The organism is Prosthecochloris marina (genome assembly GCF_003182595.1).
Taxonomy (GTDB): Bacteria; Bacteroidota; Chlorobiia; order Chlorobiales; family Chlorobiaceae; genus Prosthecochloris; species Prosthecochloris marina.
Window position 1 is genome coordinate 1 of record NZ_PDNZ01000006.1, and the last position, 16,059, is coordinate 16,059.

Here is a 16,059-nt window from a genome sequence, read left to right on the forward strand (position 1 = left end):
TTGTTCAACGCTATCATCCGCTCCACGATATAGGCGATCACCATCAATATCAGCGCCATCAGCACTATCACCACCTGGCCCCCCTTGTAGAGCTCGTGAAAGGTCGTTCCATCCGGGGTCGTTCCCATCCAGAGGTAAAAACCCCCCGACACTACCGTCGTCACCACGATCAGGAGTAGCGTGAATATTCCTTGTTTCATAACAGCAATCATCAATCATTAACAAAAAACCTCAAGCACAGCGCCCGTCATGACGGGCGCTGGCAAAACAAACATTACCCTACATCAAAGAAGATTGCCGAACTTCATGCCGATATAGAAGGTTCGAGGGCTCATCGGACCATAGACATAGCCCGGATCACGATCGATCCCCGAATCGAAATCATCCTGATAGGAATTGAAGATATTCTTTACACCCGCATAGAACTGAAGCCCGGCATCATCGACCGGAACCGTGTACCGAACCTTGAGTCCGGCATCGAAAAACGCATCACTTTTACGCAACTCACCTTCATCTGGATCAGCGATTTCGGGCCCAAAATACGGTACCAGCATCTCACCCGTATAATTACCGGTCAAAGCAATCCCGACCCGGTCAACCGGCTCCCAGTCAAGCGTTATGAAACCATAGGTATCGGGAGACCTGAGAAACTTCTCTTCCCTGATGCTTCCCGAATCATTGACATCCTGCGGATTATCAAACTTGCTGGACTGAACGGTAAACCCAGCCCTCATACCAAGCATACTGGACGGGATCACATGAGCTTCGAGATTGACCCCCTTGACAACCGCTCCCTCGGCGTTGTAACGGGTGTAGATAACATTGCCATCTACGTCAGGCTCGCCGATCTCGATAGCGAACGGATCTTCCAGCTCCGTATAAAACCCCTCGACGAGGAAACCGAAATCCACGTCGCCGACCATGGTATCGTAATCGACCGACGCCATATAACTCCTGCTGGTCTCTTCGGTAAGATCCGGATCGTTGACATAAATGACGCGCCTCGAACCGGACGATTCGATATGAAGATCCTCATCGAAAATCTGGGGAGCACGATATCCCGCCGCATAACTCAAACGCGCCTGCAAGTCATCGGAAAAGGAGTAGAGCAAGGTTGCTCTCGGAAGCAGAATATCATCCGATATATCAGCATCCGGGCTGATTTCATTGGTGATATCGTAATTATCCCAGCGGAGCCCCAGTGTAGCTTTCAACTTATCCCACGTATACTGATACTCACCGAAAACACCGACGATATTACTCTCCTGATCAGCCACCGGAGTTTCAGGCACATGGGTATCCGTGTCGATATCATAGTAACCGAGCTTATCATCCTCAAGCCACTCACGGTTATTCTCAACCCCTGCGATAACCTGGGAAGGACCGAACACCGCCTTGTATTGAGCTCCCAACTGCAGACTCAGATCATCCGTATGGCCATAAGCATCAAGCTGCTTCTCCGCGCCGTAGTAGGCATCACGGTCGATATGCTGTGTGGCGATATAAAGAGAAAGCTTATCATAATCCCTTAAATACTGAGAATAGGTAAGCGCTCCGTTGATGAACCTCTGCTTGATGGATTCCGCGATATCCGCCTCATGCTCGACTGCATCGAAATCATTACCACCACGACGGTCTTCATCGATCGTAAAGAAGTCGGCTGTCAGCTTGCCACGGTCCCCGATCTTTCTGAACGCACGAAGACCGAGCGTTGTATTGGTGATTTCCGGAAGTTCGGAAAAGCCATCGCTATTGGCGTCGAAAGGATCACGGTCCCGGTAAAAACCGAACACGGTCATCCCCATCTTGTTATCCGATGACACAACGGAAGCATTGAGAGTGGCCGTATAATCATTGGCCGCGTCATCGAAGTCATCACCGCCTACACCGACCCAACCAGAAGTTCCTGAAAACTCATAGGAATTGACAACCGGATCCTTCAAAATCAGGTTAACGGTTCCCCCGATAGCATTGCTGCCATAAAGAGCCGAGCCGCCCCCTCGAACCACTTCGATTCGCTCGATCATATTGGTCGGAATCAATTCGAGACCATACACACCTGCGACCGCGCTGAACACCGCCCTGCCATCGATAAGAATCTGCGAATAAGGCCCCTCCAGACCATTCATACGAAGCTGGTTGAAACCGCAATTCTGACAGTCGTTTTCCACACGCAGACCTGTGGCGAAATTCAGGCCTTCACTAACCGTTGCAGCCTGCACCACCTCGGTCAGCTCTTCACCGCTCACTGTTGAAACAATAACCGGTGATTCTTTCCTCGGCACTTCGTCTCGGGATCCGGTAACAACAATTTCATTTCCTCTGAGAGCTGACGTCGAAAGACTGAAATTGAGCTCCACCTCCTGACCGTCAATCACACTCACCGTCTTCTGTGTCGAACCGTATCCCATTGCGCGAACTTCGACAACCCTCGAACCGGAAGGAACGCCGGAAAGCCTGTAATTCCCATCTTTATCGGCCGCGATGCCGATAGTTGTTCCTTTTACCGTGACATTGGCATAGGGAACCGGCTCCCCTTCGCTGACAACCCTACCCGTAACGGTATCAGCCATACCCCCCTGAAAGGGGATTGCGCACAACGCAAGAAGTGCACATATCTGTTTAACCTGCTTTTTCAAGATCATGTTGCTGCTTTTTCTTGAATTTTACTGATTACAAAAACCCCACCACTTATTTATACAGAGTCAAAATAAAAATAGACCTCGAAAAACCAAGAAAAAAGTGCATCGTAAAGTAAAATAACCGAAGGAAACAAATTATAACTGGACAAATTAAAAATAATTCCACTATATTATTCACAAATTTTCACTTAGCAACTGGTCATTTTAAAGCAAATAAAGCCATGATTTACAAGACTTACTTCAGAAAACCACTCCTCCTTCTCTTCTGTCTGTTCTGGATGGTAGCATGTACCGACAACAAGAGTGAACCAGTAGAAAAGCCGGACAGTATCGAAAAAAAAACCGGCCTTCTGTTACTCAGTCACGGGTCACATTCGGAAACGTGGCGTAATACATTGTTCGAACTTGAAAACAATGTCAGTCAAAGAATCCTTGAAAGGGGGGATATCGCCGGGATAAAAACAGCGTTTATGGAATACCATGAACCTTCAATAGCCACCCGTCTGAAAGAATTCGACAAGGAAGGTTATTCGGACGTCATTATCGTACCCGTTCTTTTGACGGTCAGCTCTCACTCCTTCGATGATATTCCGACCATCGTCGGTCTTAAAGAAAACCCGGAATCGGTTGAATTGCTGCGACTTGAAAACATCGAACGCTATACACCGAAAGCAAACGTGCATATCACACCACTTCTGGATTTCGGAAAAATCCTCGAAAGCAATGTCCTTCGACGGACAAAAGCTCTGTCAAAACACCCCGAAGAAGAGGGTCTGGTACTCATCGGATATGGTTCGGAACCTTATGAAACAGAGTGGAGAGACCTTTTCAGGTCGACAGCGGAATATGTAGCCCGTGAAACGGGTATCAGTGAACACAGCATAGGATGGTGCGGACACATTGTACGTTACACGCCCGATTCGACAACGACAGCCATCGATCGCATCCTCGAAAAGAAAAAAACAGCCATTGTTATCCCGTCTTTGATTGCTTTCGATGAAAATTTCCAGATACGCATCATTGGAGGTGGAATAGAAAAAATCGGGAATGATAAAAACAGAGTGCTCTATAAACCGGACGCCATACTACCCGACCCTGATGTCGAGCAATGGGTCATCGATATCAGCAAGGAGTATGCAGCTACAATCAGTAACCAGTAATATCAGTCGAATATGAGTAAGAAAAACCGCGACTCTCTGAGAAAAATCAACAGCATCCTGCATCGTGACCTGGGCTATTTTTTTGCCGGATTGATCATAGCTTATTGTCTTTCCGGTATAGCTTTGAACCATATCGATGATTGGAACCCCGATTTCATTGTCAGCAAAAACAGTCTGGATTTCGGACAGGGTTACACGATCGACGACATTACTGATGAAGTGATAGCCGAATTCAGCTCTAAAGCGGGGGAATCATCGTTCAGACTCTATGACTTTCCTTCGGAAAGACAGGTAAAGATATACTACAAGGATGCCACTCTTCTCGTCAATTTGCAGGATGGCACCGGTGAATATGAAAAAATATCACGAAGACCGTTGTTCTATCAGGTCAATGTACTCCACCGCAACAGCGTAGAATGGTGGAAATGGGCCTCGGATATCTTTGCCGGGATGCTGATTGTCATTACAGTGTCAGGACTGTTCATGCTGAGAGGTAACAACGGTCTTTCTGGTCGAGGAAAATGGCTGACAACCGGGGGATTGATCCCTCCCCTCGCAGCCATTATCATTCAGAACCTTTGATACCGTTCGCCGACATGCCGAATTCGCAACATAACCGCTCTACCATGAAACACAGATTTTACCGGAAATATTGCCCTCCCCTTCCCCAAAAAATCATTGCATTTCTGCTGATTTTCCTGACAGCATGCAGCACACCGGAAAAGGAAACCGTTGACAATTCTAAGACAAAAAGCATAGGAGTGCTTCTGCTCAACCACGGCTCGAGGTCGGAGCGATGGCGCTCGAATCTGCTTGACCTGGAAAGAAACATATCGAAGGAAATTCTTGCCATTGAAGGGATAGACGGCATCAGGACTGCATTTATGGAACACGCTGAACCATCTATTGCCGATGCCCTGGAAGCGTTCGACCGTGAGCAGTACCAGCATATTGTCATCATTCCGATTTTTCTGACCATCGGCACTCACATGTTCGACGACATTCCTACGATTATCGGGAAAAAAGAAAATCCTGCCTCCCTCGAAAAAATGAAACTCGAAAACATAGAACGATATGTGCCGAAAGCAATAACACATCTCGCACCGCCTCTTGATTTTTCCGACCTCATGAAAAAAAATGTTCTCAGAAGAACGAGAGCATTTTCCACCGAAGCACAAGAAGAGGGTCTGGTGCTCGTAGGCTACGGTTCGACAGCATTTGACGAACAGTGGACAACACTGTTCAATAATGTAGGTACGCATGTCTGCAATGAAACAGGTATCACCGACCATACCATAGCCTGGTGCGGTCACATCGCCCATTACAGTCCGGACACGACCACTGCTGCGGTGAACCGTATACTCCAAAAGAAAAAACGAGCGATCGTCATCCCGTTGCTTGTATCGAACAGTGAACAATTTCAGGGGGAAATTATCGGTAGCGGCATTGCAAAAATAAACGACCATGAAAGCAGGGTTTTGTATAAACCCGACGCCATTCTCCCCGACATCTATCTGGAGCAGTGGGTTATCGATGTGGCAAGAGAATATGCTGAAAATATTCAAGCAGGAACCAAATCCTGAAAAATCTGAAACTTGCCATCATGGTCGAATCTGCAAAGAATAGAGAGACCAAACAGGCAAAAAAGATGAAAACATGCACGCACATACATTGACTCGATGGCAACACAGCCACGACTTTATCACGATAAACAACAAAGGGGAACAGCGCACACGCTACGTTCTTCTCTTAACAGCCGTTACCATGGTAGCCGAAATCTTTGCCGGCAGCATATACGGTTCGATGGCTCTTCTTGCCGATGGGTGGCACATGGCTACACACGTAGCAGCGTTCATGATCACTATTTTCGCCTACCGATACGCCCGCAAACATGCCAATGATCCCGCATTCACCTTTGGTACCGGCAAAGTCACGGTGCTGGGGGGCTTTTCGAGCGCGGTCGCCCTTGCTGTCGTAGCTCTCGTGATGGTCGTGGAATCGCTGGAACGAATCATGAATCCTCAGGTCATTCATTTCAATGAAGCCATTACTGTCGCAACCATCGGACTCCTGGTCAATCTAGTCAGCGCCTTTATGCTCAAGGACGAACACGCACACCACCATCATGGGCATACACACGAACACAATCACCGCCACGACCACAATTTGCGTGCGGCGTACCTGCATGTCTTGGCTGACGCCCTGACGTCATTGCTTGCTATCATAGCGCTCATGGCAGGCAAACATGCAGGCTGGAACTGGCTGGATCCGGTAATGGGCGTTGTTGGAGCCGTTGTCATAACCCGCTGGTCATACGGATTGCTCAGGGAAACCGGACCGATACTGCTCGATGCGAGTATCGAGAAAGAGTATCGAAGAAAGATACTCGACGCCATCGAGAAGGACGCTGATAACAAAGTTTCCGATATGCACATATGGAAAGTGGGAGCGAACGACTATGCTGCAATAATTTCTCTGGTAACCCACTTCCCGAATGCAACAGAACATTACAAGAATCTGTTACGTCCTTATGAACAGTTATCACATGTTACCATAGAAGTACAGGAATGTAAGGAACCTCCCTGTATCACACCGCAGCTTTCCGGTCAGCCGCTGCAGCGGTGAAAAAACATTTTACACTTCAACAACCCTCACCGGATCACACTTCTCTTATAAAAAAAGAGTCTCGAGAACCAGCCACACTCCTCGAGACTCTTTCAAAAACAGCAATGAAGCTGTTCTATCAATGATTACAAGTCAACTCTTACCCCGGCAAGAAATTCCACTCCGTCGATATCGTACTCATCATCGATGTCTTTCTCATCAAAAATATTGTCCACCTTGACAAATACTTCGGTATACTCGCCGAACTCCTTTGCAATGGAAGCGCTCCATATCCAGAAATCATCGAGCCTTATCGTGTTATCTTCGTCATCCCAACGCTCACCGGTATACGCTGATTCGATATGCATACGAAGATCCGCTACCGGGATTCTGAAATCAACACCTGCAAAAAATTTGTGGTCGGGTCTGTGAACCAGTTCTTTTCCTGTAAGTTTGTTTTCCGTATCGAGCAGCGTATATCCGGCCCTTGCTGAAATATTGTCATTGAGGCGAGCATCCAGGTTGACCTCAACCCCCTGTGTCATGGCTTCATCGACATTTTCATAGTACATATCCCATGGAGGAGGCCCCATACGTACAATTCTCGTATCAATCAAATCCTCGAGCTCGTTCCTGAACAGCGAAACCTTTCCGGTCACATCCTTGCTGAACGCATACTCGGCACCAGCCTGATATCCCAGGGATTTTTCCGGCTCGAGATCAGGATTGGCATGAACAAGGTATGGCCCCATCATCCAGTCACCATACAGTTTCAAGAGTGAAGGAGCCTTGAATGCCGTCCCGACCGAAGCTCTGAAGGTTAAAGCATCAGATGCTTTATACATAACGCTGGCCTTGGGATTGATCTCTTCCCCCCATTTCTCATGTGCATCGAGCCGCCCTCCCAGCACTATGACAACCGGTGAAAGATCGATCTCATCCTGCAGATAGAAGCTGTGCAGATTTTGGTCGACAAAAAGCGATTTACTTTCATCTTCACGCTCTTCCTGCCAGAATTCATAACCTGCGCTCACCAGATGCTTATCGAACAACACCCTCGAATAACCAACCTCCAGCTCATAATCATCCAGTACATAATCGGTAGCCCTGTCTTCCGTCCAGTGATGATAATCGAACAGAGAACCTCTTATCCGTGCTGTCGATACATCATCCGGCTCCCATTTGAAAAGTGCGTTTAAACCATAACGCTCCTGGAACCGATCCTGTTTCGACATTTCACTATAGGAGTAATACGGCTTGAGATCTATATCCATTGTTTCGGAAAGATCATACGACAGGGTTCCCTGCAAAATATGCTCATAGTAAGGATCGAACTCTTTATCAACTCCATCAGACTCACGGTAGGTGTAGTTGAACCGACCCCCGAGCTTCCCGGTTCCTGTCCCGGCCGAAACGGTTCCGATCGTCGTGCCCCGTGAACCCATCCCCAGTGAACCGGAAAATTCAGGACTGTCGGGAGTCCCTCGAGTAATGATGTTGATCACACCTCCCACGGCATCACTGCCATACAAAGCAGATGCCGGACCCTTGAGAATCTCGATTCTTTCGATCATCTCGATGGAAATCTGCTGGATATCGATAGCGTTCTGATGCCCTCCGAGAATCCGCTGCCCATCGATCAGCACCAGAGTATGACGGAACTCGAGCCCATGGATGCTTACATGCCCCTTATCCCCGTAAGAGCCGGAATTCGCCTCGATCGTAAGCCCGGTTGTTTTTTCGAGAGCTTCTTGAACCGTACGGACATTTTTTTCGAGCAGCTCCTCACGTGTAATGACTTCGGCTGCGACCGGCACATCACCCAGGGTATGCGGCGTTTTTGTCGCACTCACAACGATCTTGTCGAGAGTTTCGTTGCGCGGCTCTGCCGTCACCTTACCTGATGATCCGGCAAAAAACAGCAAAACCAGCGCAAGTGAACCGATTCTCCTGTTATTGAAATGTAATTTCATAGTACAACGTTAATACACCAAGCATCCTCCGGTAATCCGGTCGGGCACTCTTTTGTTACTTCTGTTAAGCTCTGCCCGTGCAGTCGCCTTATTTCTCCGGCGGAAATCTTTTTTTTTCACGCCGCTCGATCTGAACAATTCTGGAATCGTGTATAGTGACAACAACTTCCCCGTACGCAATATTTTTAAAACACTGAACCAACTCTTCCAGAATAATGGTGTCCTGACTCTTGCAGTCATTGTGACTTACCGCTTTCTTCTCAGAATTGTCTATCATAGTTTTTATCAATGATGATGACCGGAATCATGGAGACGTTTCAGTTCCGGATCAAATTGCTCCCAAAGCCACTCGGAAACCACTCTCAATTTTTCTTCAGACATGTTCATGGCAGGCATAAGCCCGAAACGACGTATTGCTTCAGGACGACATTTTGAGAGTGAAGCATCGGGCTTCTGCATGAAGGTCACCATATGTTCTACTGCCTCTTTTTTTTCGGCAAAAGCCTCACGGTAATGTATTGCGATACCTTTTATCGGTGGACCGAATTTCGGAGGTGGCTCCATGGAATGACATCTGCTGCAGTAGCGTTTATAAATCGATCCACCATCAATCACTTCTGCAGCTTCACCCTGACTATCATTGTTATCCGAAGAGTTCTGAGGGGAACCACATCCATATCCCCCGGTAATGCAGGCAAGCGATAGTGCAAGCAGCACATGTCGCCCGAACAAAAACTTTTTTTTCACAGTTAGTTACTTTAATTCATTACAGATTGAGACTTAAACCACCATAGACAAAAGTTCCGCTGCTCCCCGCCCCGTAGACGTTTCCATACCCACCGTCAACCTCCTTGTCGAACAGATTGTCAACACCCGTATAGAGACGAACATTGTCCGTCAACGATTTCGAGGCATACACATTGACGATGGAGTACGCTTCAGCTTCAGTTTCGACTCCTGTATACTGACTCCCTACGGTCACCACCCTGACATTACCTGAAAAACCGACAGAGGGCTCGTTGTAAGCCAGCTTGAGAACATTTGAAACATCAGGAACATACAGCAGTTTTTCTCCCGTCGTTCGGTTCTCCCCTTTCAGCATGGTCAACTCTTCAGCCAGCGACAGTCCGTAGCCAAGATCCAGCCTGACCGTCAATTCGAGCCCTTGGGTCATGGCCTCGGCAATATTTTGCATTTCATTGATCGGTATCTTCGGTTTCGATCCCTGGTATCGGCCGGTAAAGACTTCAGCGATCATATCGTCGATGTGATTGCGGAACAGGGTAACGTTCACCCTGAGAGCACTGTAATCGAGATCAGCCCCGACTTCCCACGTACGCGACGTTTCCGGATCGAGGTCGGGATTCGGGATAAGGATTCTCCTTATGGTATAGGGTGAACCGGAATAGAGTTCAAAAGCTGAAGGAGCACGGAAACCCTCGCCATACGACCCTCTTACACGCAAATAATCATTCAACTGATAAGCTGCCCCCAATCTCGGGCTATACACCGATCCAAACCCTGAATGATCGTCGAAACGCAAGCCGAGAATGGCGTTCAGTCTGTTGGTAACGGACACTTCATCCTGAAGAAAAAGTCCAAGGTTGTCGATGTCACTCTCGACACCATCTTCAGTCCGTTCTTCAGTGCGATACTCGATTCCGGCTGTCAGCTTGTGGCTACCGAACAGGGAACCTACCCAACGGCCCTCGAACTGGTCGGTAGTCTGCTCGACATCGTGTAGTTCAGGCTCGGAACCGTCCGTCGGGGTAAGACTGACGTCCCAGTCATATTCCGAACGATAAGCACGAAACAACATGCTGGAACTTTCTGTGAGCGCTTTCTTGAACTCTATCCGCCCGGTTAATCTTTCCGATGTATTCAGCCAATCGTTTTCCTTTTTCCTTTTCGGGCGTAACCCCTCACGCTCTACATCGGCATAGGTGACACCGACAGCCAGTTCCGAACCTTCATCGATTTCCCATGTCAGGGTTGCCGCTCCAGCTGTAACCTCTTTGTCGTCTCCATCGGTTTGCTGATCCGCTGTATCGAAATCAAACCTGCCTTTATCGACAAAAGAACCCGCGATAACATACCCCAATGCCCCGGAGCTACCGCTTACTCCTGCATCGAATGCCGTGTTTTCAGCTTCACCGTGCCGACTCTCTCCGTACTGAGCGTTCAACCATGCGGATGTTTCACTGGTCGGTTTCCTGGTTATGACATTGACAACACCGCCTATAGCATCACTACCATAAAGTGCTGAAGCCGAGCCCCGAACGATTTCGATCCTTTCGATCAGTCCAGCAGGAATTTCTCCCAGATCGACCTTATCCTGAAACCCTGTCGGCAAGCGCATACCATCGATCATCACAAGGGTCTTGCTGCTGCTCAACCCGCGCAAACGAACAGTGCTCATTCGTCCACTGGCTGGTTCGAGATTGACCCCTTGCGCTTCAGTCAACACCTGATGCAGTGTCTGCGCCCCCATTTCTTCAATATCACCTCGATCTATGATTTCGATGGCAGCAGGAATCTTTTCGACCGGTGTTTCCGACAACGTCGCCGTCACTACCATCTCACCAAGCTGATGATGCTGAACAGTTTCATCAGCATAAACAAAAGAAGAACAACCTACGGCTACCGCTGCAATACCAACTAATTTTTTCACCATAAAACGTTTACCTCAGTGATGTTTTGAAAATCTAACTAATTTTAATTTGTCTAAATAACAATTAATTTGTAATTATTGAAAAATTTTTTCGTCTCTCGCACCTGTAACCTGTTTTTCTCTATGTGGTATTTTTTTGATGCTGGTGGCCCCCTGATGTATCTGCTTCTTGCTTGCTCTGTTCTGACACTGGCATACACCATCGAACGAAGCATTCATTTTTTCAGGGCGGGACGCTCGGCCGATGTCCCTGAAGCCGTTCATGATCTTATCGAAAAGGAACAGATCGATGGAGCATTGCGGCTTTCCCAAGCATCATCCGGCCCGGTTGCAGCTGTACTCACGGCGGGACTTTTGCACGCAGGGGAAAAAAAGGAATCAATCGAAGAAGAAGTGACTTTGACCGGAAACAAAGAAATCAAGAGGCTCAGCAAAAACCTGCATCTTATCGAATTGATCAGTAGAATTGCACCACTCATAGGCCTGCTTGGCACAGTTCTCGGTATGGTCAATGCGTTTCAACAGGTAGCCTATGCGAACAGCTCTGTTGATCCATCCATGCTGGCAGGAGGAATATGGGAAGCGTTGCTGACAACAGCAGCAGGACTCGGAGTAGCTATCCCGTCGATGGTTGTGCATCACCTACTCGAAGAGAAAGTACAATCCTTTACCTTCCTGATGCAATACTACGGCTCGGAAGCCATAAAACATCTTGGAAAATAACCATGCTGGAATTTCTAACACCCTCAAAAAAAAGGAAATGGCTCGACCTGACACCAATGATTGATGTGGTATTTCTTTTATTGATTTTTTTCATGCTGACATCGATTTATGCAAAACCAATGATGCCGGTCAGTCTTCCGGAATCAGAAACGTCAACCGTTCAGGAAGAACCTGAAATAACTCTCGGTATAAGCAGCGACGGCTCCCTGTCGCTCAACAGCCAGAACATAACTATAGATCAGCTCTATGAGCGACTCTCCGGGCTCCTGGACAGGCATCGCGAGAAAAACATACGACTCATAGCCGACAAACAGATTCATTTCGGCCTGGTAATAAACGTCATGGACATCGCCAAAAAAGCAGGTGCAGACAATATCGCTGTTGTAACGGAAAAAAAAGCGGCGTTATGAGCAATAAACAAATCAACATCATCTCATTTGCCATTGCTTTTGCATTCCATTCAGCCTGCTTTTTGCTCTACAGGATCCCCCCTCTTGAAAGCCAGGCACAATTACCCTCAACCGCAATCAACCTGAGCTTGGTGTCGATACCGGCAAAAAACACTGACGCACGACAACAGAAAGCACCTTGCCAGCCGGAAAAAACAAATCCGTTACCCGCCCCCGTTAAGAAGAAAACCCCTGAAAAAAAGGAAAAGATAAAACATCAAGCGATCCGGCCGACGAAGGAAAAAAACCTGCTTCAGAAGACAATCGATGAAACAGGACAAGACTCACAGCAAAAATCCTCTCAGGCGTCTGCTTCGAAAATCAGCAGTTACCTGGCTATAATCCGTGCTCAAATCGAACAGAACAAGCACTATCCCCGTTTTTCAAAAAGGCAAAACCATGAAGGCACCTCGCTCATCAAGCTTCATATTGCAAAAGACGGGAGCGTCCTACAGGTTACCATGCTTTCCTCCTCTGGCTATGAGCCCCTTGATAAAGCAACTCTTGATGCCGTCAATAAATCGTCACCATTTCCCGCGCCATCCGATTACGAGCTTGGCGAATTGAGCCTGGAAATTCCAGTGTGCTACATGCTCCACTGACGCTCTGCACTCATCGCCCACAGTCACTTCATTACCAGCATTTCGAAAAAAAAATCAACAATTGCGAACCCTTTATTATTTCATGCAATTTCGAAAAAAATGTTTGACACGAAAAAATGTTTATTTATATTTTGTCTAATTTAAAACAAAACATCACAACTATGCCAGAACGTCAAAGCGATAATCACCATTGCGGGCCGCAAAATACCCTGCTGAAAAAATGCCATTGTGGGCATTACCACCTTCACTACAAGTATGTAATGCTGACCATCCCCCAACAAACGCTCTTTCACATCATGAGGGAATGCTATGAATGGGAAGAGATGCGATCGGCCAACCCGGAAATATTGCAGGATAAAACGTTGAAACTCATGGTCGGAGTTGTACAGCTCAGCATTTCCGGAAAGGACTTTGATGAGTTCAACGCTGTAATCCAGGAAGGTGCTTCCGAAGCCTTGAAAATACTGGAACTGGTTGAAAAACCTTCCCGTTAAGAGAGCAAAAAATAATATTAACGTTCAAAAAGAAAATTACTTATGAAAACCATCGGCTTGTTTTACGGCTCTGAAACTGGAAATACTGAGCATGTCGCATCGATGATTGCTGCCGAGTTTGGCAACGGCAATGTTGAACTACACAACATTGCCGATGCAGATCCTCAATCTCTTTTATCCTATGACAATATTATTCTCGGTGCACCGACCTGGGGATTTGGAGAGCTCCAAAGTGATTGGGAAAACTTTCTACCGGGCTTTGACGAGCTGGATCTTTCAGGCAGAACCATAGCCTTTTTCGGTCTCGGAGATCAAGTGAACTATGCAGATGTTTTTCTCGATGCCATGGGGACCATTTACGAAAAAGTCAAAGAAAGAGGTGGCCAAACAATTGGCTCGTGGTCTGTTGAAGGTTACGATTTCGCAGCTTCGACGGCTGTGGTAGACGGTAATTTCGTTGGTCTTGCGATCGATGTTGATAACCAGGACGACATGACACCCGATCGAGTCACTCATTGGGTATCGAACATCAGTAATTCGTTCCAGTAACTCTCCGATTCTCCACTCGTTGCCAAACTCCCCCATATTAAACGGCCGCTACCTCCTTGGCGGTCGTTTGTGTTAAGCGATCGCATCTGCATTAAAAAAACATTCTTAAATCTTAAAGTCTACAGGAAAAATTTCATGAAAACGTTACCAATTATAATCACAGGGATACTAAGCCTATTTACGCTTTCTTCAGCCTTCGCCGAGCAAGAAATGAAGACAGAGCACATTGTGTTATCGCAACTAATGAACGCTATTGCAGATAACGATTACGAGGCATTTTTATCAAATGGAACACCCACATTCAAAAAAAACATCCCAAAACAGGCTTTTTCCTCGGTTTCCGACCAGCTCGCCCCCCTTATCAGAAAAGGATACACAACCGAATATTTATCGAAGCTCCATCAAAATGGTAATACTGTTCATCTGTGGAAAATCAGCTATGTAGACAGCAAAGAAAATTCAGTGGCGAAAATGGGTGTGATTGACGGGAAAGTATCCGGCTTTTGGCTCTTCTAATCAATCTAAGGCTCCTCAGACGGTATAAAATGGAAACATTTTAAACTATAACGATGTTTTTAATCGAATTGTATCCCGTTCCCGTTGTTTTTAATAACATAACCGAGAAAAGGAGTAACCGTTAATGTTGAGCAAAACTCTTCAGAAAGCATTCAACGAGCAGATAAACAAGGAGCAGTACTCTGCGCAGCTCTACCTTTCCATGGCAGCCTATTGTGAATCCCTGAATCTTCCGGGTATTGCCCATTGGCTGAAAGAGCAGCAGAGGGAAGAAATTGGACACGCCATGCAGTTGTACAAATATATCATTGAAAGAGGTGGTCGCGTAGAACTTGGGGTAATTGAACAGCCCTCATTGGATTTTAAATCACCAACTGCACTGTTCCAGGACGTACTGAATCATGAGCGTTCTATTACGGCTTCGATCAACAAGCTTTATGAAAAAGCCTTGAAAGAAAACGATTACGCTTCCCAGGTCATGCTCCATGGCTTCATCAAGGAACAAGTGGAAGAGGAAGCATCCGCATCCGAGATTCTCGAAACCCTTAAGATGGCTGGGGAAAAAGGCCAGGCCTTGCTGATGCTCGATCGCCAGCTTGCCCGCCGCGGCATGGGTTGAAAGAACGGAACATCCCTATAACTCATTAATCAAGCAAAAAAAAGAAAAGCCCCGATTTTCCTACCGGGGCATTTCTTTTTGCCATACACTATCCCCTATTCCCCATTACCCCTAATACCTATTACCTATATATCCACAAACCTTTGGGTATACCTCCCGTCACGCCCGAAGGCAATCTCGCTATACCGCCGGGGGTTGTAATTGAAACTTCCTCCATTAATCACCTTCATGCCACCGATCATATACGTCTGAAAACGATGAAAATGCCCGTGAAGTACTATACTTGCATTCAAATGAAGCATTGCACCCAGAAGCTCTTCTCTGTTTTTCAGCTCCATCGTCCAGTCAAACGCCTGATCGATCAATGCATCCGTTTCATAAATCCTGAATGCATGATGAAAAACTCCAATCACAAAACTATCCCGAAGCGCTTTTTTTACCGTGGGAGCGAAAAGAGCCTCGATTTCACCCCTCTTAACATATCCTCTTGCACCCAACGGATTATCGATATTCGCCCAGGGATAAGCAGTGTTGACGACGACAAAAGAAATGGATATTTCGCCGTAATTGAGCACCTTGATAAAAGGAAAACCTGCAGTCTCGTCTTCTCCTGTTATCAATTCACTGAACATATCGCAAAACTCGTCCATCTTTCGGCGAAACCTTTTTTTTCTTCCGTTGGAATCCGGATTCAGCGAGTTGTAGATTCGCATCTCCTCTTCAAGATTGATCAAATCGTGATTGCCTGGAATGACGGTCACCTTGTCCCACGAATAAAGCCTTTTACTTTGTAGCACCTCTTTGATAGCAGCCCAGTCGGAAGGATCGGTCGAGTTAAAAAGATCACCTGTAATAACGATATGATTGCAACCTGAATTGATAATGGCGGTTAACAGTTTGTCAAGGCGCTCGAACCCACGACTATCATGCCTGCCGGCAAGATGCAAATCTGAAAAATGTGCCAATTTTATGCTCGTATCAGACAAAATCACACAATTGATTTTCTGGCTCCGCTAAAAATTCACATTTTAGAGACGCCGTTTAGTGACAGAAAATG

General features: G+C 46.8%; 17 protein-coding genes and 1 pseudogene. 11 read left to right on the forward strand and 7 right to left on the reverse strand.

What is annotated here, in order from left to right; translation table 11 throughout:
- Together CR164_RS08845 and CR164_RS08850 are read right to left on the reverse strand one after the other, a co-directional pair.
- A pseudogene (locus CR164_RS08845) lies at window positions 1-200 on the reverse strand (MotA/TolQ/ExbB proton channel family protein); the annotation flags it as partial.
- A gap of 84 nt (window positions 201-284) precedes the next feature.
- Entirely contained in the window at window positions 285-2,645 is a 2,361-nt protein-coding gene (locus tag CR164_RS08850) for a TonB-dependent receptor (protein ID WP_110023634.1), read from the reverse strand.
- A 218-nt stretch (window positions 2,646-2,863) separates the two neighbouring features.
- On the opposite strand from CR164_RS08850, the gene CR164_RS08855 reads away from it, so the two are divergent.
- The 4 genes from CR164_RS08855 to dmeF all read left to right on the forward strand — a co-directional run bounded on the left by CR164_RS08855 (window position 2,864) and on the right by dmeF (window position 6,427).
- Entirely contained in the window at window positions 2,864-3,802 is a 939-nt protein-coding gene (locus tag CR164_RS08855) for a sirohydrochlorin chelatase (protein WP_110023635.1), read from the forward strand.
- Window positions 3,803-3,814: 12 nt separating this feature from the next.
- Window positions 3,815-4,384: a PepSY-associated TM helix domain-containing protein gene (locus CR164_RS08860; protein WP_167392943.1), complete on the forward strand. Its 570-nt coding sequence runs from the start codon at window positions 3,815-3,817 to the stop codon at window positions 4,382-4,384.
- A gap of 44 nt (window positions 4,385-4,428) precedes the next feature.
- A complete protein-coding gene (locus tag CR164_RS08865) occupies window positions 4,429-5,385 on the forward strand; it encodes a sirohydrochlorin chelatase (protein ID WP_110023636.1) in 957 nt (318 codons plus the stop codon).
- Window positions 5,386-5,458: 73 nt separating this feature from the next.
- Complete coding sequence (dmeF, locus tag CR164_RS08870) at window positions 5,459-6,427, forward strand: CDF family Co(II)/Ni(II) efflux transporter DmeF (protein WP_110023637.1); 969 nt, start codon at window positions 5,459-5,461, stop codon at window positions 6,425-6,427.
- Between the two features lie 125 nt (window positions 6,428-6,552).
- On the opposite strand, the gene CR164_RS08875 is transcribed toward dmeF, so the two are convergent.
- The 4 genes from CR164_RS08875 to CR164_RS08890 all read right to left on the reverse strand — a co-directional run bounded on the left by CR164_RS08875 (window position 6,553) and on the right by CR164_RS08890 (window position 11,053).
- Complete coding sequence (locus tag CR164_RS08875) at window positions 6,553-8,379, reverse strand: TonB-dependent receptor plug domain-containing protein (RefSeq protein WP_110023638.1); 1,827 nt, start codon at window positions 8,377-8,379, stop codon at window positions 6,553-6,555.
- A gap of 88 nt (window positions 8,380-8,467) precedes the next feature.
- Window positions 8,468-8,656: a YezD family protein gene (locus tag CR164_RS08880; protein ID WP_110023639.1), complete on the reverse strand. Its 189-nt coding sequence runs from the start codon at window positions 8,654-8,656 to the stop codon at window positions 8,468-8,470.
- Window positions 8,657-8,664: 8 nt separating this feature from the next.
- On the reverse strand, window positions 8,665-9,126 hold the full coding sequence (locus CR164_RS13240; protein WP_239994522.1) for a c-type cytochrome: 462 nt from the start codon (window positions 9,124-9,126) through the stop codon (window positions 8,665-8,667).
- 19 nt (window positions 9,127-9,145) lie between these two features.
- Window positions 9,146-11,053: a TonB-dependent receptor plug domain-containing protein gene (locus CR164_RS08890; protein ID WP_110023640.1), complete on the reverse strand. Its 1,908-nt coding sequence runs from the start codon at window positions 11,051-11,053 to the stop codon at window positions 9,146-9,148.
- Between the two features lie 120 nt (window positions 11,054-11,173).
- Here CR164_RS08890 and CR164_RS08895 point away from each other — a divergent pair, with 120 nt between their 5' ends.
- The 7 genes from CR164_RS08895 to CR164_RS08925 all read left to right on the forward strand — a co-directional run bounded on the left by CR164_RS08895 (window position 11,174) and on the right by CR164_RS08925 (window position 15,002).
- On the forward strand, window positions 11,174-11,773 hold the full coding sequence (locus CR164_RS08895; protein ID WP_110023641.1) for a MotA/TolQ/ExbB proton channel family protein: 600 nt from the start codon (window positions 11,174-11,176) through the stop codon (window positions 11,771-11,773).
- Window positions 11,774-11,775: 2 nt separating this feature from the next.
- On the forward strand, window positions 11,776-12,183 hold the full coding sequence (locus CR164_RS08900; protein ID WP_161953508.1) for an ExbD/TolR family protein: 408 nt from the start codon (window positions 11,776-11,778) through the stop codon (window positions 12,181-12,183).
- The gene (locus CR164_RS08905; protein ID WP_110023643.1) at window positions 12,180-12,824 is read left to right on the forward strand and encodes an energy transducer TonB; all 645 of its coding nucleotides are present in this window, start codon (window positions 12,180-12,182) and stop codon (window positions 12,822-12,824) included. The genes CR164_RS08900 and CR164_RS08905 overlap by 4 nt, the downstream gene beginning before the upstream one ends.
- Window positions 12,825-12,985: 161 nt before the next feature.
- Window positions 12,986-13,318, forward strand: coding sequence for a hypothetical protein (locus CR164_RS12945; protein ID WP_146204156.1), 333 nt, complete (start codon window positions 12,986-12,988; stop codon window positions 13,316-13,318).
- Between the two features lie 42 nt (window positions 13,319-13,360).
- Window positions 13,361-13,867 (forward strand): flavodoxin, encoded by a 507-nt coding sequence (locus tag CR164_RS08915; RefSeq protein ID WP_110023645.1) that lies wholly within the window; start codon window positions 13,361-13,363, stop codon window positions 13,865-13,867.
- Window positions 13,868-14,002: 135 nt separating this feature from the next.
- Window positions 14,003-14,383: a hypothetical protein gene (locus tag CR164_RS08920; protein ID WP_110023646.1), complete on the forward strand. Its 381-nt coding sequence runs from the start codon at window positions 14,003-14,005 to the stop codon at window positions 14,381-14,383.
- Window positions 14,384-14,507: 124 nt separating this feature from the next.
- Entirely contained in the window at window positions 14,508-15,002 is a 495-nt protein-coding gene (locus CR164_RS08925) for a ferritin (protein ID WP_110023647.1), read from the forward strand.
- Window positions 15,003-15,127: 125 nt separating this feature from the next.
- Here CR164_RS08925 and CR164_RS08930 read toward each other — a convergent pair whose 3' ends face one another.
- Window positions 15,128-15,967: a metallophosphoesterase family protein gene (locus CR164_RS08930; RefSeq protein ID WP_239994523.1), complete on the reverse strand. Its 840-nt coding sequence runs from the start codon at window positions 15,965-15,967 to the stop codon at window positions 15,128-15,130.
- Window positions 15,968-16,059 lie beyond the last annotated feature (92 nt).

Bases quoted from the DNA above. Each gene is read 5' to 3' on its own strand.
- CR164_RS08860 (WP_167392943.1), top strand. From the start codon at position 3,815: ATGAGTAAGAAAAACCGCGACTCTCTGAGAAAAATCAACAGCATCCTG.
- CR164_RS08900 (WP_161953508.1), top strand. From the start codon at position 11,776: ATGCTGGAATTTCTAACACCCTCAAAAAAAAGGAAATGGCTCGACCTG.
- dmeF (WP_110023637.1), top strand. From the start codon at position 5,459: ATGCACGCACATACATTGACTCGATGGCAACACAGCCACGACTTTATC.
- CR164_RS08855 (WP_110023635.1), top strand. From the start codon at position 2,864: ATGATTTACAAGACTTACTTCAGAAAACCACTCCTCCTTCTCTTCTGT.
- CR164_RS08920 (WP_110023646.1), top strand. From the start codon at position 14,003: ATGAAAACGTTACCAATTATAATCACAGGGATACTAAGCCTATTTACG.
- CR164_RS08875 (WP_110023638.1), bottom strand. From the start codon at position 8,379: ATGAAATTACATTTCAATAACAGGAGAATCGGTTCACTTGCGCTGGTT.
- CR164_RS08915 (WP_110023645.1), top strand. From the start codon at position 13,361: ATGAAAACCATCGGCTTGTTTTACGGCTCTGAAACTGGAAATACTGAG.
- CR164_RS12945 (WP_146204156.1), top strand. From the start codon at position 12,986: ATGCCAGAACGTCAAAGCGATAATCACCATTGCGGGCCGCAAAATACC.
- CR164_RS08880 (WP_110023639.1), bottom strand. From the start codon at position 8,656: ATGATAGACAATTCTGAGAAGAAAGCGGTAAGTCACAATGACTGCAAG.
- CR164_RS08905 (WP_110023643.1), top strand. From the start codon at position 12,180: ATGAGCAATAAACAAATCAACATCATCTCATTTGCCATTGCTTTTGCA.
- CR164_RS08895 (WP_110023641.1), top strand. From the start codon at position 11,174: ATGTGGTATTTTTTTGATGCTGGTGGCCCCCTGATGTATCTGCTTCTT.
- CR164_RS08865 (WP_110023636.1), top strand. From the start codon at position 4,429: ATGAAACACAGATTTTACCGGAAATATTGCCCTCCCCTTCCCCAAAAA.
- CR164_RS08890 (WP_110023640.1), bottom strand. From the start codon at position 11,053: ATGGTGAAAAAATTAGTTGGTATTGCAGCGGTAGCCGTAGGTTGTTCT.
- CR164_RS08925 (WP_110023647.1), top strand. From the start codon at position 14,508: ATGTTGAGCAAAACTCTTCAGAAAGCATTCAACGAGCAGATAAACAAG.
- CR164_RS08850 (WP_110023634.1), bottom strand. From the start codon at position 2,645: ATGATCTTGAAAAAGCAGGTTAAACAGATATGTGCACTTCTTGCGTTG.